This window comes from Leucobacter chromiireducens, assembly GCF_003917135.1.
GTDB classification, from domain to species: domain Bacteria; phylum Actinomycetota; class Actinomycetes; order Actinomycetales; family Microbacteriaceae; genus Leucobacter; species Leucobacter chromiireducens_A.
Window position 1 is genome coordinate 60337 of record NZ_RPDI01000010.1, and the last position, 13838, is coordinate 74174.

Annotated in this window: 12 protein-coding genes; 8 read left to right on the forward strand and 4 right to left on the reverse strand. The window is 70.2% G+C overall.

Annotated elements, in window-relative coordinates:
- Positions 1-201: 201 nt before the first annotated feature.
- The 7 genes from EGM46_RS06800 to EGM46_RS06830 all read left to right on the forward strand — a co-directional run bounded on the left by EGM46_RS06800 (position 202) and on the right by EGM46_RS06830 (position 8035).
- A complete protein-coding gene (locus tag EGM46_RS06800) occupies positions 202-1731 on the forward strand; it encodes a sugar ABC transporter ATP-binding protein (RefSeq protein WP_125099400.1) in 1530 nt (509 codons plus the stop codon).
- Positions 1728-2774 (forward strand): ABC transporter permease, encoded by a 1047-nt coding sequence (locus EGM46_RS06805; RefSeq protein WP_125099401.1) that lies wholly within the window; start codon positions 1728-1730, stop codon positions 2772-2774. The genes EGM46_RS06800 and EGM46_RS06805 overlap by 4 nt, the downstream gene beginning before the upstream one ends.
- On the forward strand, positions 2771-3841 hold the full coding sequence (locus EGM46_RS06810; RefSeq protein ID WP_125099402.1) for an ABC transporter permease: 1071 nt from the start codon (positions 2771-2773) through the stop codon (positions 3839-3841). Before EGM46_RS06805 ends, EGM46_RS06810 begins: the two co-directional genes overlap by 4 nt.
- A gap of 60 nt (positions 3842-3901) precedes the next feature.
- On the forward strand, positions 3902-4951 hold the full coding sequence (gene rhaS / locus EGM46_RS06815; RefSeq protein ID WP_125099403.1) for a rhamnose ABC transporter substrate-binding protein: 1050 nt from the start codon (positions 3902-3904) through the stop codon (positions 4949-4951).
- Between the two features lie 64 nt (positions 4952-5015).
- Positions 5016-5369: an L-rhamnose mutarotase gene (locus tag EGM46_RS06820; RefSeq protein ID WP_125099404.1), complete on the forward strand. Its 354-nt coding sequence runs from the start codon at positions 5016-5018 to the stop codon at positions 5367-5369.
- A 28-nt stretch (positions 5370-5397) separates the two neighbouring features.
- Positions 5398-6567, forward strand: a complete 1170-nt coding sequence (gene rhaI, locus EGM46_RS06825) for an L-rhamnose isomerase (protein ID WP_125099405.1) — start codon at positions 5398-5400, stop codon at positions 6565-6567.
- Between the two features lie 4 nt (positions 6568-6571).
- Positions 6572-8035: a rhamnulokinase gene (locus EGM46_RS06830; protein ID WP_241156222.1), complete on the forward strand. Its 1464-nt coding sequence runs from the start codon at positions 6572-6574 to the stop codon at positions 8033-8035.
- A gap of 39 nt (positions 8036-8074) precedes the next feature.
- Here the strand turns inward: EGM46_RS06830 and xylB are convergent, their stop codons facing one another.
- Both xylB and EGM46_RS06840 read right to left on the reverse strand, forming a co-directional pair.
- Positions 8075-9532, reverse strand: a complete 1458-nt coding sequence (gene xylB, locus EGM46_RS06835) for a xylulokinase (protein WP_125099406.1) — start codon at positions 9530-9532, stop codon at positions 8075-8077.
- 2 nt (positions 9533-9534) lie between these two features.
- Positions 9535-10353 carry a class II fructose-bisphosphate aldolase gene (locus EGM46_RS06840; protein ID WP_125099407.1) on the reverse strand — a complete coding sequence of 273 codons (819 nt, stop codon included), beginning with the start codon at positions 10351-10353 and terminating at the stop codon, positions 9535-9537.
- A 49-nt stretch (positions 10354-10402) separates the two neighbouring features.
- Between EGM46_RS06840 and EGM46_RS06845 the strand changes: the two genes are divergently transcribed.
- Positions 10403-11350: a 1-phosphofructokinase family hexose kinase gene (locus tag EGM46_RS06845; protein ID WP_125099408.1), complete on the forward strand. Its 948-nt coding sequence runs from the start codon at positions 10403-10405 to the stop codon at positions 11348-11350.
- Positions 11351-11384: 34 nt separating this feature from the next.
- Here EGM46_RS06845 and EGM46_RS06850 read toward each other — a convergent pair whose 3' ends face one another.
- On the reverse strand, positions 11385-12755 hold the full coding sequence (locus tag EGM46_RS06850; protein WP_125099409.1) for an FGGY-family carbohydrate kinase: 1371 nt from the start codon (positions 12753-12755) through the stop codon (positions 11385-11387).
- A complete protein-coding gene (locus tag EGM46_RS06855) occupies positions 12752-13783 on the reverse strand; it encodes a class I mannose-6-phosphate isomerase (protein WP_125099410.1) in 1032 nt (343 codons plus the stop codon). Before EGM46_RS06855 ends, EGM46_RS06850 begins: the two co-directional genes overlap by 4 nt.
- Positions 13784-13838: the final 55 nt, after the last annotated feature.

Below are 13838 nucleotides of genomic sequence, written 5' to 3' on the forward strand. Positions count from 1 at the left end.
CGTGATCTGCCTCATCATAATTGAGCCCGCCGCCAAATTGAAACGCTTCAATAACGGATCGGCAACGCCGCGGTCGCCGGCTTGACGGAGGAAAATGACTGTGTTTAGACTCTGCGTAACGCGATTGAAACGATTCATTAACACGATCGCACATCCCACAGCCGAGATGCCGCACACGCGACAGGAAGCCCCGTGAATTCAATGAAGAGATCACCCAGCCCCGAGCCACTGCTTGAGCTCGCCGGCGTGACCAAGGCATTCGGCGCCGTGGTCGCACTGCGTGACGGGACCATCGCCCTCCACCCCGGCTCGATCCACGCGCTCGTCGGCGAGAACGGCGCGGGCAAGTCGACGATCGTGAAGATCATCGCCGGCCTCTACCGCCGCGACGCTGGCGACATCCGGCTCGCCGGCGCGTCCGTCGACTTCACGAGCACCGCCGAGGCCAAGGCCGCCGGCATCGCGGTCATCTACCAGGAGCCGACGCTCTTCCCCGACCTCTCGGTCACGGAGAACATCTTCATGGGCCGCCAGCCACGCGGCCGCTTCGGCCGCATCGACCGGACGCGCATGCGCACCGAGACCGAGGCGCTCTTCGCACGGCTCGGCCTGCGCATGGATCCCGATCGCACGGCCGACGGCCTCTCGATCGCCGACCAGCAGATGATCGAGATCGCCAAGGCCATCTCGCTCGACGCGCAGATCCTGATCATGGACGAGCCGACCGCCGCGCTCTCCGGCGTCGAGGTCGACCGCCTCTTCGACGTCGCCCGCGCGCTGCGCGACGAGGGCCGCGCCCTCGTGTTCATCTCGCACCGCTTCGACGAGGTGTTCGCGCTGTGCGACACGATCACGGTGATGCGCGACGGCAGCTACATCTCCACGCGTGCGATCGCGGAGACCGATCCCGACAGCGTCGTCGCCGAGATGGTGGGCCGCGAGATCACCGAGCTCTTCCCCAAGCTCGAGACCACGATCGGTGAGCCGCTGCTCGAGGTGACCGGCCTCACGAGCCCCGGCGTCTTCAGCGACATCAGCTTCACCGTACGCGCGGGCGAGATCGTCGGCCTCGCCGGGCTCGTCGGCGCCGGCCGCAGCGAGGTCGCACGCGCCATCTTCGGCGTCGACGACTACCAGAGCGGCGAGGTCCGCCTCGGCGGCACGCGCATCCGCAAGGGCGTCCCCACCGCGGCGATGCGCGCAGGCCTCGCGCTCGTGCCGGAGGATCGCCGCAAGCAGGGCCTCGTGCTCGAGGAGAGCGTCGCGCGCAACACCTCGGCCGTGATCCTCGACTCGATCGCGAAGCTGGGGCTCGTCACCGCGCGGGCCGAGCAGCGCGCCGCGCGCCCCTGGTCCGAGCAGCTGGAGGTGAAAACCACGGCGCTCAGCACCCTTGCCGGCACGCTCTCGGGCGGCAACCAACAGAAGGTGGTGCTCGGCAAGTGGCTCGCCACGAACCCGCGCGTGCTGATCATCGACGAGCCCACCCGCGGCATCGACGTCGGCACGAAGTCTGAGGTGCACCGGCTCCTCTCGACGCTGGCGAGCCAGGGCATGGCCGTGCTGATGATCTCGAGCGAGCTGCCCGAGGTGCTCGGCATGGCCGACCGCGTTGTCGTGATGCGCGAGGGCCGGATCACCGCAACGATCGACCGCGCCGACGCGACGCAGGAGAACGTGATGCGCGCCGCAACCCAGAACCCGACCACGCAGACGGAGCAGGCCGCATGACCGCCACGACCACGGCCTCGGCCGCACCATCGACCGCTCGCGGCGCGTTCAGCACCGCGCTCGGCCGGCTGACCCGCGCACGCGAGGCGAGCATCCTGCTCGCCGTGATCCTCGTGATCGCCGCGGCGACCCTGAAGAACCCGAACTTCCTGTTCTCCGTCGACGGCTACCGCGATCTCTGGCTCACGCCGTCGCTGCTGATGCTCGTCGCGGTGGGCCAGGCGGTCGTGCTGATCACCCGCAACGTCGACCTGTCGGTCGGCTCGGTGCTCGGCCTCAGCGCCTACCTCACCGGCCGCCTGTTCATCGACGTGCCGGGGATCCCGGTGCTCGCGGTCGTGCTGATCGCGGTCGTGTTCGGCGGCCTGCTCGGTCTCATCAACGGCGCGCTCGTCGCGTTCGCACGCGTCCCGGCGCTCGTGATCACCCTCGGCACGATGTACGCGTTCCGCGGCATCAACGTGTGGTGGACCGGCTCGGACCGGATCAACGCGTCCGACATGCCCAAGGAGTTCCTTGGCCTCGGCACCGCGCAGGTGTTCTCGATCCCCGTGCTGACCATCATCGCGGTGATCGTGCTCATCGCCGTCGCCTGGTGGATGCGCAACACGCGCGCCGGCCGTGAGAACTACGCGATCGGCTCCGACCCCGACGCCGCGCAGCTGTACGGCCTCCCGGTGACGCGCCGCATCATCACCGCGTTCGTGCTCTCGGGTGCGCTCTCGGGCTTCGCCGGCGTGCTGTACGCCGCGCGCTACGGCACGATCAACTCGCAGGCGGGATCCGGGTGGGAGCTCGACGCGATCGGCGCGGCAGTGATCGGCGGCGTCGCGATCTTCGGCGGCGTCGGATCGGTGTGGGGCGCCGCGATCGGCGCGCTCCTGCTGCTCACCATCAACCGGGCCCTGCCGGTGCTCGGGGTGCCCGACTTCTGGCAGCGCGCCGTCGTCGGTGTCCTCATCATCGGCGCGATCGTCCTCGACCGGGTGATCGCCGTCAGACAACATCGAAAGCTGATCGAAGCACGGGAGACGACGCGATGAGCGCACCGGTAACCGCCCCAGCCCCCACCACCGCTGGGCTCCGCCCCATCGCCGACTACGATCGGCCGCTCTGGCAGCGCCTCCTCCTCACCCGCGAGACCGCGATCATCGCGCTGTTCATCGTGGTCGTGATCGCCGCATCGGCGATCGTGCCGAACTTCGGCAGCCAGATCACGATGACCTACCTGCTGCTCGACATGTTCCCGATCCTGATCATCGCGCTGCCGATGACCGCGATCATCGTCACGGGCGAGATCGACCTCTCGGTGGCGAGCGTCGTCGGCTTCTCGAGCGTGCTCACCGGTGTGCTCACGCAGGCCGGCGTACCGTTCGGGATCACGATCGTGATCGCGCTCGGTGCCGGGCTGCTCTGCGGCCTGTTCAACGGCTTCCTGATCACCACGGTCGGCCTGCCATCGCTCGCGGTCACGATCGGCACGCTCGCCCTGTACCGCGGGCTCGCGGTCGGCCTGCTCGGCACCACCGCGGTGACCGACTTCCCCGAGTTCTGGACCGGCCTCGCGAAGGCGAAGATCGGGTCGACCGGCATCCCTGTCGTGATCATCCTGTTCGTGCTGCTCGCCGCGGTGTTCGCGATCATGCTGCACTTCACCCGCTTCGGTCGCGGCATCTTCGCGATCGGCCTGTCCCCCGAGGCGGCGCGGTTCTCCGGCGTGAACGTCGCGCGGACGAAGCTGCTCCTCTTCGCGCTGAGCGGGGCGGTCGCCGCGCTCGCCGGCATCTACTACACGCTCCGCTACGGCAGCGCGCGCGGCGACAATGCGACCGGCATGGAGATGCAGGTGATCGCCGCGGTGCTCCTCGGCGGCGTCTCGATCTTCGGCGGCCGCGGCGCGCTGCACGGCGTCATCGCCGGCGTGCTCCTGATCGGCGTGCTCGCCAGCGCGCTGCGACTCGCGAACGTCACCTCCGACGTGATCAACATCATCACCGGCGTGCTGCTCATCGCCGCGGTCGTGTCGTCGAGCGTGTTCGCCGCGGTCAAGAACCGGCGTCGCGCCGGCCCGAAACTCACGCTCGCCGGCACCCCTGGCGCAGCCTCCTAGCTCTCCTCTCTCACCCACCTCACCACGGCCCCGCTCCGCGGGCACTGAAAGGAACGAACAATGTGGTTCACGAAGAATAAGAAGGCCGGCGCCATCGTCGCGCTCGCGGCGAGCGCCGCGCTCCTCCTCTCCGGCTGCTCGGGCGGCACAGGCGCTGCGAGCGGATCCGGATCCGATTCGGGCTCCGGTGACGCCGCGGGGGCGAGCGTCACGTTCATCCCCAAGAACCTCGGCAACCCGTACTTCGACACATCGAGCAAGGGCGGCACGGCCGCAGTCGAGGCGTTCGGCGGCACCTTCAACGAGGTCGGCCCGGCCGAGGCAACGCCGGACGGCCAGGTCAGCTTCATCAACACCGCGACGCAGCAGGGCGTCGACGCGCTCGCCGTCTCGGCGAACGATCCGAAGGCGATCTGTGACGCGCTGACCGAGGCGCGCGACGCCGGACTCAAGGTCGTCACCTTCGACTCGGACACGAACACCGACTGCCGCGACATCTTCGTGAACCAGGCTGACGCCGCCGGCATCGCCAAGGTGCAGGTCGACATGATCGCCGAGCAGATCGGCGACGCCGGCGAGATCGCCGTGCTGTCCGCCGCCGCGAACGCGACGAACCAGAACGCCTGGATCGACATGATGAAGGAAGAGCTCGCCGCGAGCCACCCGGACATCGAGCTCGTCGAGGTCGTGTACGGCGACGACGACGACCAGACCTCCTTCGACAAGACTGCCGCGCTGCTGCAGACCTACCCGGAGCTCAAGGGCATCGTGTCGCCGACCACCGTCGGCATCGCGGCCGCAGCGCGCTACCTCTCCACCTCGGACGCGAAGGGGAAGGTCGCGCTGACCGGCCTCGGCACGCCGAACCAGATGCGTGAGTACGTCGAGGACGGCACCGTCACCGAGTTCGCGCTCTGGAACCCGGAGGAGCTCGGCTACCTCACCGCGTACGCGGCGAACGCGCTCGTTGCCGGCGACATCACCGGCGCCGAGGGCGACACCTTCGAGGCGGGCGACCTCGGCGAGTACACCGTCGGCGCGGACGGCGTCGTGCTGCTCGGCGATCCCTACCGCTTCAACAAGGAAAACATCGGCGACTTCGACTTCTAGTCGCCACGGTGGTGCCCCGGCGCGGCCGGGGCACCACCACCGCACCACTCACACAGGAGAACCGATGCGCGTCTGCTTCGAAATGCGGGTCAAGCCCGAACGGATCGCCGAGTACACGCGGCGCCACGCAGCGGTGTGGCCCGACATGCTCGCCGCGATCACCGACGCCGGGCGCCGCAACTACTCGCTGTTCCTCCGCCCGGACGGCCTCCTCATCGGCTACTACGAGACCGATGACGACGACGCAGCGCAGCGCGCACTCGCCGCCGACCCGCGCACCACCGAGTGGGAGGCAGACATGGCGGAGTTCTTCATCGCCTCGACCGGCCGCCCTGACCAGGAGGCCCCCCGACTGACCGAGGTGTTCAACCTCGAGGACCAACTCGCCCGCACCCCATCGGGCTCGGATCGCGCGTAGGCGCGAGACACGAAAGAAAGCGCAGATCATGAGCACGCAGCTGACTCCCGAACACTTCGCCACCCTCGCACAGCAGGCGATCGAGGTCCCCTCGTGGGCGTACGGCAACTCGGGCACGCGGTTCAAGGTGTTCTCGACCCCCGGCACCCCGCGCGACCCGTTCGAGAAGATCGCCGACGCCGCTGAGGTGCACCGCCTCACCGGCCTCGCGCCCGCCGTTGCGCTCCACATCCCCTGGGATCTCGTCGACGACTACGCGGCGCTGCGCACCCACGCGGAGAACCTCGGGGTCAGCCTCGGCACGGTCAACTCGAACACGTTCCAGGACGAGGACTACAAGTTCGGCGCCCTCACGCACGTGGATCCCGCGATCCGCCGCAAGGCGATCGATCACCACCTGCGCTGCATCGACGTCATGGACGCCACGGGCTCGCGCGACCTGAAGATCTGGCTCGCCGACGGCTCCAACTACCCCGGTCAGGTCGACATGCGCGGCCGCCAGGACCGGCTGCAGGAGTCGCTGCAGGAGGTCTACGCACGGCTCTCGGGCGAGCAGCGCCTCGTGCTCGAGTACAAGTTCTTCGAGCCGGCGTTCTACCACACCGACGTTCCCGACTGGGGCACCTCGTACGCGCAGGTCACCGCCCTCGGCGAGCGCGCGATGGTCTGCCTCGACACCGGCCACCACGCGCCGGGCACGAACATCGAGTTCATCGTGATGCAGCTGCTCCGCCTCGGCAAGCTCGGCGCGTTCGACTTCAACAGCCGCTTCTACGCCGACGACGACCTGATCGTTGGCGCCGCCGACCCGTTCCAGCTGTTCCGGATCATCGCCGAGGTGGTCCGCGGCGGCGGCCTGAATAACCCCGACGTCGCGTTCATGCTCGACCAGTGCCACAACATCGAGGAGAAGATCCCCGGTCAGATCCGCTCCGTGCTCAACGTGCAGGAGATGACGGCGCGTGCACTGCTCCTCGACCGCGACGCGCTCGCTGCCGCGGAGGCCGCGGGCGACGTGCTCGGCGCGAACGCCGTGTACATGGACGCGTTCTACACGGACGTGCGCCCGGCGCTCGCGGAGTGGCGCGAGTCGCGCGGCCTGCCAGCCGACCCGATGGCCGCGTACGCCTCATCCGGCTACCAGCAGCGCATCGCCGCCGAGCGCGTCGGCGGCGCGCAGGCGAGCTGGGGCGCGTAGCGCGGTGGGACGCACGGTGCCTGGCCGGGTCGCCGCGGTCGATCTCGGGGCGACGAGCGGCCGAGTGATCGTCGGCCGCATCGAGCCAGGCGAGGCGGGGCCCGAACTCCGCACGCAGCACATCGCCCGCTTCGCGAACGACCCGGTGCGCACACGGGACGGCCTGCACTGGAACCTGCTCGAGCTGTACCGCCAGACCCTCGCCGGCCTCGCGCTCGCGGAGCGCGGCGCACCCGGCGAGATCGCATCGGTGGGCATCGACTCGTGGGCGGTGGACTACGGCCTCCTCCGAGACGGTCGACCGCTCGGTGTCCCCTACCACTATCGTGACGCGCGCTGCGAGGCCGGCGTCTCCGCGGTGCACGGGCGCGTCTCGGCTGCGGAACTCTACGCTCGCAATGGCTTGCAGCACCTCCCGTTCAACACGATCTTCCAGCTTGCGGCCGAGGGCGATGTGCTGGCGAGCGCCGACCGACTCCTCCTCATCCCCGACCTGCTCGCGCACTGGCTGACCGGTGCCGAGGTCGCCGAGCGGACGAACGCCTCGACCACCGGGCTTCTCGATGCGCGCACACAGGACTGGGATCTCGCGCTCGCGGATTCGCTGGGGATCCCCGGCCGGATCCTCCCGCCCCTCGTTGACCCTGGTGCCCGTCTCGGCACGTTCTCCCCCGAGGTCGCCGCGGTCGTCGGGCGTCCGCTTGAGCTGGTCGCGGTGGCATCGCACGACACGGCATCGGCCGTCGCTGCGATCCCGAGCACGGGAACCGACTTCGCCTACGTGTCGTGCGGCACCTGGGGTCTCGTCGGCCTCGAACTTGACGCCCCCGTGCTCAGCGCGGCGGCACGCGAGGCGAACTTCACGAACGAGGGCGGCGTCGCCGGAACGACCCGGTTCTTGCACAACGTCATGGGGTTGTGGCTGCTCTCCGAATCGCTCCGGCACTGGGAACGGGGCACCGACGCGCAGCGTTCAAGCCGGCTTGCTGAGCTCCTCGACGCTGCGGCGCGGGTCCCTGGCCCGATTCCCATCTTTGACGTCAACGACCCCATCTTCATGCCGCCTGGGGATATCCCCGGCCGCATCGACACCTGGTTCAGTGAGCGCGGAGAGCGCGGGCCGGACGGCAAGGCAGCGGTGGTGCGCTCGATCGTGGAGAGCCTCGCGACCGCGTTCGCCGCCGCCGTCGCGACAGGGGCCCGGCTCGCTGACCGAGAGGTTCGCGTCATTCACGTGGTGGGAGGCGGCTCGCAGAACCAGCTCCTGTGCCAGGCGATCGCGGATCGCGCGGGTCTTCCGGTGGTCGCCGGGCCCGTCGAGGCAACCGCCATGGGCAACATGCTGGTGCAGGCGCAGGCACTCGGACAGATCGGTCAGGGGCTCGCTGAGCTGCGCGCGGTCGTCGCTCGGTCAGCGCCGGTCACCACGTACACCCCCGGCGCCGGGCGCATGAGCGCCCGGCGCTAAACGCGACCGGGTGCCGCTGCGCCCGGTCACGGCGCTCGGCTAGGTGTCGAGCGCCGTGACCGCTGCGGCCTCGCGGTAACGCACGTACCGTTCGGCGGTGAACCCCGCGCCGCGAGGTGCAACGGCGCGCAGCTCCACCGGCCGCCACGCTTCGCCCAGCTCACCGACCGGCACACCGTGCTGCACGGCCGCGGCCTGCACCGCCGCCCCGCGCGCCACCGGCTCAGCCGCGTCGACGAGCCGCACCTCGCGATCAAGGGCGTCCGCGAGCAGCTGCGTCGTTGCTTCGGAGCGCGCGCCACCACCGATGGCGAACACGTCGCCCCCGGTGTCGATCCCCAATCGATCGATGCCTTCCACACCGACACGGAGCCCGAACACCACGCCCTCAACTGCTGCGCGCGCGATCTCCTCGCGCGTGACTTCCGTCGTGATGTCCGCGAGGAGCCCCGCCGCGCCTGGCCGGTTCGGAGTGCGCTCTCCGTCGAGATATGCAGCGAGGACCGGACCATCAGCACCCGCCGTCAGCGCGAGTCGCGAAAGCTCGGCATGATCGACGCCAAGGATCCGCGCAAAGGCGTCGGTCACCTTCGCACCGTTGAGCGTGCACACGAGGGGCAGGAATCCTCCGGTGAGGTTTGCCGTACCGCTCACGATGCCGGTCTCGTCCGCGAGTGGCTCGGGGGTCGTCGTCACCACCACCCCCGAGGTCCCGAACGAGCACGCGAGGTCGCCGTCGCGGATCCCAAGCCCGAGCGCCGAGGCGTGCTGGTCCCCGGCGCCGGCGCTGACGCGAGCGCCGACTCGGATCCCCAGCTCTGCAGCGATCCCCGGGAGCACCGTTCCCGCACTGCCTTCGGGGCCAAGCACCTCAGGCAGCATCGGGGCCCAGTCAACCTCGGCATCGATGCGCTGCAGGTGCTCGATTCGGTAGCGGTTCGTTGCTGGATCGAAGTAGCCAGTACCTGAGGCATCCGAGCGATCGGTCGCGAACCGCCCAGTGAGCCGGTACGCGAGGTAGTCGTGCGGCAGCAGGATCGTACGCAGGCGCGCGAAGTGGTGCGGCTCGTTGGCTCGGAGCCAGGCGATCTTCGCGATGGTGAACGCCGCCGTCGGCACCGAGCCAACCGAGCGAGCAAAGGAAGCGGCCCCCACCTCTGCGACGAGCGCCGCGAGCTCGGGGGCAGCGGTCGTATCGTTCCAGAGCTTCGCGGGCCGGATCACGCGCCCAGCCGCATCAAGCGGCACGAATCCGTGGCACTGCCCCGCGATCCCGAGACTCACGATATCGACGTCGCCTGCCGCACGACGCGCGTTCCCGAGCGCGGCCACGAACGCATCCCACCACGCCTCGGGATCTTGCTCGCTGATCGGCGGCACGGTGTGCGGGTGCGGCGCAGCGCCGAAGCCGAGCAGTTCGCCGCTCTCGATCGCGCGCAGCTCAACCTTGCACGACTGGGTCGATGAGTCGACGCCGACCGCGACTGCGCGTGCCATAGCTAGCCGATCACCGTGTCGAGGAGACGGGCGACCTCGTCCGCGACCGCTGCGCGCGCCGGCGCAAGAAACTTCCGCGGATCGACGAGCGCAGGATCAGCGAGCGCATCGCGGGACGCCGCGGTGAACGCGACGCCCAGTGCGGTACCCACATTGATCTTCGTCATCCCCGCGGCGATGGCGGCCCGGATCCCAGCGTCCGAGACGCCCGATGAGCCGTGCAGCACGAGCGGCACCGGAACCGCGGCAGCGAGCTCAGCGATGAGGCCAAGATCGAGTCGCGCGTCGCGCGTCGTCATGGCGTGCTCGGAGCCGACGGCGACCGCGAGCGCGTCGACGCCCGTCCGCGAGACAAAGTCGGCCGCCTCGGCCGGGTCGGTGCGGACGCCCGGGGCGTGCGCACCGAGTTTTCCGCCGATCTCGCCGAGTTCCGCTTCGACGCGCACCCCCGCCGCATGCAGCAGCTCGGTGACCTCACGGGTGCGTGCGATGTTCTCCGCAAACGGCAGCGCGGCGCCGTCGTACATCACCGAGCCGAAGCCCAGCGCGGGGGCGCGCGCGGCGAGCGCGTGGTCGGTGATGTGGTCGAGATGCAGGCCAACCGGCACAGCCGCGAGCTCGGCCGCGGCGCGCGCCGCTGCAGCAATGGGCTCGACGGCGCCATGGAACGCGATCGCGTTCTCACTGAGCTGGAGAATGAGCGGCTTTCCCGCGCGCTCGGCCCCGGCAATCGCGCCGAGCACGTGCTCGATCGTCACAATGTTCACGGCGAGCACGCCAGTGTGCCGCGATGCTGTGATGAGCTCAGGCGATGCAATCATGTGTTCCTCCTCTGGGCCCCGAAACCGGCGCCATTGGTAGACTAGGACGGTGTTGATCACCGTGACCCCGTCCCCCGCGATCGACTGGACGATTGGGGTATCCGAGTTCACGTTCGGCCTCGTGCACCGCGCTGCGCACGAGCAGCGCGAGCCGAGCGGCAAGGGTGTGAATGTCTCGGTTGCGCTGCAGCGCGCCGGGATCCCGTCGCACGCGGTCATTGCCGCTGCCGGCGACGGCACGGAGTTCATGACGCGCGAGCTGGCCGCGCTCGACGTGCCGCACTCGTTCACGTCGGGCGGCCCGGTGCGCACGAACGTCACACTGCTGGTTGCCGGGCAGCCGGACACCAAGATCAATACGTCGAGTGCGCCGCTCGGGCCCGGTGAGCGGCGCGCGCTCGCGGACCGCACGCGCGCGCTCGCCGCGCAGGGCGCCGACGCACTGCTCACTGCTGGCAGCCTGCCGACCGGCACTGACGAGACGCTGCACGCGGAGCTCGTCGCGCTCGGGCGAGAGCTCGGGCTGTTCACCGCGGTAGACAGTTCCGGCGCCGCGCTGTCCGCCGCCCTGCTCGCGGCACCCGACCTGATCAAGCCGAACGCTCACGAACTCTCGGAGATTGTGCGTCGCGAGCTCAGCACGCTCGGCGACGTCCGTGACGCCGCACGCGCGCTGCGTGAGCAGCACGGCGTTGGCGCGGTGCTCGTCAGCTTGGGGGCCGATGGGGCGCTGCTCGTCGACGGAGCGGGGGAACTCTGGGCTGGCGCACGGCCGGACCGCGTGGTGAACGCGGTCGGCGCCGGCGACGCGACACTCGCAGGCTTCCTCGCCGCCCGCGCCGATCGTCGCGACGCCGTGCGCACCGCGGTGCGCTGGGGCGCGTCCGCGGTCGCCCACCCGGGTACGCTCTTCGAGGTCCTCCCGAGCGAACGGCTCGAGGAGTGGTGCACCGAGGACATCGACTGGGGTCGACCGCTCACCCCTGACGCCGGGTAGCCCAACGAGCGGGGGCTCACCGGCACGTGCCTGCCTAGAACGTCGAGTCAGAAACACGATCCCACATCCCCGCCGCGACCCCGGCGCACAGCGCGGCACCCCGAGCGCCAGCTTCCTCGATCTCCGGGAGTTCGACGCGGCCAAGCTGCCTCCGCTTCGCGTCGACGAGTGCCTGGCTCGCGGTCCAGCCGCCGACCGCCAGCATGCGCTCGCTCGGCCCAGCTGCGGTGGCCATGAGCGCCGCGAGCGCCCGCGCCTCGCGCGTCACACGCTCGACCGAGCCGAGCCACAGGCGGGCGGCGGCGTCCTCAGCGGCTGCGTGGTCGCGGGCCGCGGCGGCGCGCGCACGAATGTCGGCGTTGCTCGTATCCGAGCCGACACTCGGCAGCTCACCAACCGCATCGCCGCCTGATGCGTGCACCGCGCGGGCCCGCTCATCGAGGCCGGCAGTGAGGTCGCTGACGCCCAACGCTGCGAGGAGCGCGCCGAGCGCGCGGCCGCCCTCGGTCGCGCCGAGCAGGCACCAGTGTCCTGGCAGCGCGTGCCAGCCAACGGTCACGCCGCCGGCAGTGAGCCGCTCAATCACCTCCGGACTCAGCGCTGGATCGGTGGTGCGCACGAGCGCCTCGGCGGTGCCGCAGGAGTCGAGCGTGTCCCCGGAGTGCCAGGCCCCGGCGCCGATCGCGGCGGCCTGGTGATCGTGGCCGGCGACGGCGATGCGCGCGCCGGTGAGGCGCGGGTGGATCCCGGCCCGCACCGACCCAAGGTCGGTGCCGGCATCCGCGAGTTCGGGGAGCCACTCACCTGAGACCCCGGCGAATTCGAGCGCGGCAGGCCAGGGCGCCCGGTCCGCCAGCGCGAGCCACCCGGTGCGCGACGCGAGAGACGGTTCGCTTGCCGCCCGCCCGCCGAGCGCGAACGCGATCCACTCGCCGACGTTGAGGCGCAGCTGAGCGCGCGCAACCGCTGCGGCGTGGTGCCGGCCAAGCCACCGGCTCTTGGTGAGCGACCACTGCTGCGCGAGGGGCAGGCCCGTCGTTCGTGAGAAGGATCCGCCGAGCTGCTCAGTCAGTTCCGTGAGTTCGCGTTCGTCGCGGCGGTCGTACCAGGCGATCACCGGGGCAAGCGATGCGCCCTCGGCGTCGAGCAGCACACCGGCCTCGGCGAAACTCGCGATCCCGACACCGGCGACGCGGCCGGAGGGTGCCGCATCGAGCGCGTCCCTGATCGCGAGGAAGGTCGCGTCGCGCAACGCCTCTGCGCGTGTTTCAGCGCCTTCGGTCGTCGTGGTCCACGGGGTGGTGCGCCGCCCGAGGGAAACGGCGCGGCCGGCGTGTGTGAACACGACCGCCTTGACACTCGTCGTGCCGAGGTCGACGCCGAGCAGCATGGGCGCCTCCCTCACACCGATCCCTCAGCGGGGCGGCACACGATGAGGTCGAGGTCCGGGCCGATACGCAGCTCGCCAGCGTCATGGCGCGCAAGGAAGACGCTGCCCGGTGCAGCCGTGATGGCACCGCGCGTCGTCCGGATCGCCCCCACGCCCGCACGCACGACGATGATCGCGAACCCTGCGCGCAGAGTCGTCTCGGTCCGACCAGGCCGCACGCGCTCGGCCGAGTAGAACGGATCAGCCGCGGCGGGAAAGAGTCGCTGCACGCGCCCGGCTTCGGGGCGATTCGCGCGCAGCCCAGCGAGTTCCTCCGCCGCGATCGCCTCGCGTCGAATCGCCGCGAGCGCGCGGTCCCGCGGCATGCCGAGCAGTGCGGCGTCCCGGTCGAGCCCGGGAAACCCGGAGTATTCCAGCAGAATGGAGAGGTCGGCAGGCTGTTGCAGCTCGACCAGCGTGAGACCGGGTCCGATGCCGTGCGGCAGCCCGGCAGGCACGTGGAAGGTGTCGCCAGGAGCAACCGGGACTCGGTGCATCGCGGCGACCATGTCCGTGACGCGCTGGCCCTCGAACCAGTCGGCCAGCTCGGTAGGGGCGACCTCCCGAGCGAAGCCAAGCAGCACGTACGGGTCAGCGCCCGGGGCGACGTCGAGCACGAACCATGATTCGGTTTTCCCCACACACCCCAGCTCGTGTGTCCGTGCGAACTCGTCGGTGGGGTGTGCATGGACGAAGAGCCGCTCGTCGGTGCTGAGCAGCTTTGTGAGGAGCCCGCTCTCGCCCGCATCACCACGCGGTGTCGCGGTGCCGAGAAATCCGATCGGGTCAGCCGCGATCGCGTCGCGCAGGAGCCGGCCATCCGGTAAGCGAGTGAGACCGACACCGCCTCCGGCGTGCACCTCCGTGGTTGAGCCGAGGAAGTCCTCCGGGCGGAACGCGTCGGGTTGCGTGGCGCCGCGAAAGCGCGCGATGCCACTGCCGCCGCGGTATGGCCGGGCCGCCGGCTGATTCGCCTGGAGTTCAATCATTCCGATGCCGGTCACGGCGTCTCCTCGGTGCTCGGAGTGGGTGGGCTCACAATCGATCGCGACCGGGCGG

Coding starts and splice junctions, on each gene's coding strand:
- EGM46_RS06805 (WP_125099401.1), top strand. CDS start 1,728: ATGACCGCCACGACCACGGCCTCGGCCGCACCATCGACCGCTCGCGGC.
- EGM46_RS06840 (WP_125099407.1), bottom strand. CDS start 10,353: ATGATTGCATCGCCTGAGCTCATCACAGCATCGCGGCACACTGGCGTG.
- rhaS (WP_125099403.1), top strand. CDS start 3,902: ATGTGGTTCACGAAGAATAAGAAGGCCGGCGCCATCGTCGCGCTCGCG.
- rhaI (WP_125099405.1), top strand. CDS start 5,398: ATGAGCACGCAGCTGACTCCCGAACACTTCGCCACCCTCGCACAGCAG.
- EGM46_RS06810 (WP_125099402.1), top strand. CDS start 2,771: ATGAGCGCACCGGTAACCGCCCCAGCCCCCACCACCGCTGGGCTCCGC.
- EGM46_RS06820 (WP_125099404.1), top strand. CDS start 5,016: ATGCGCGTCTGCTTCGAAATGCGGGTCAAGCCCGAACGGATCGCCGAG.
- xylB (WP_125099406.1), bottom strand. CDS start 9,532: ATGGCACGCGCAGTCGCGGTCGGCGTCGACTCATCGACCCAGTCGTGC.
- EGM46_RS06800 (WP_125099400.1), top strand. CDS start 202: ATGAAGAGATCACCCAGCCCCGAGCCACTGCTTGAGCTCGCCGGCGTG.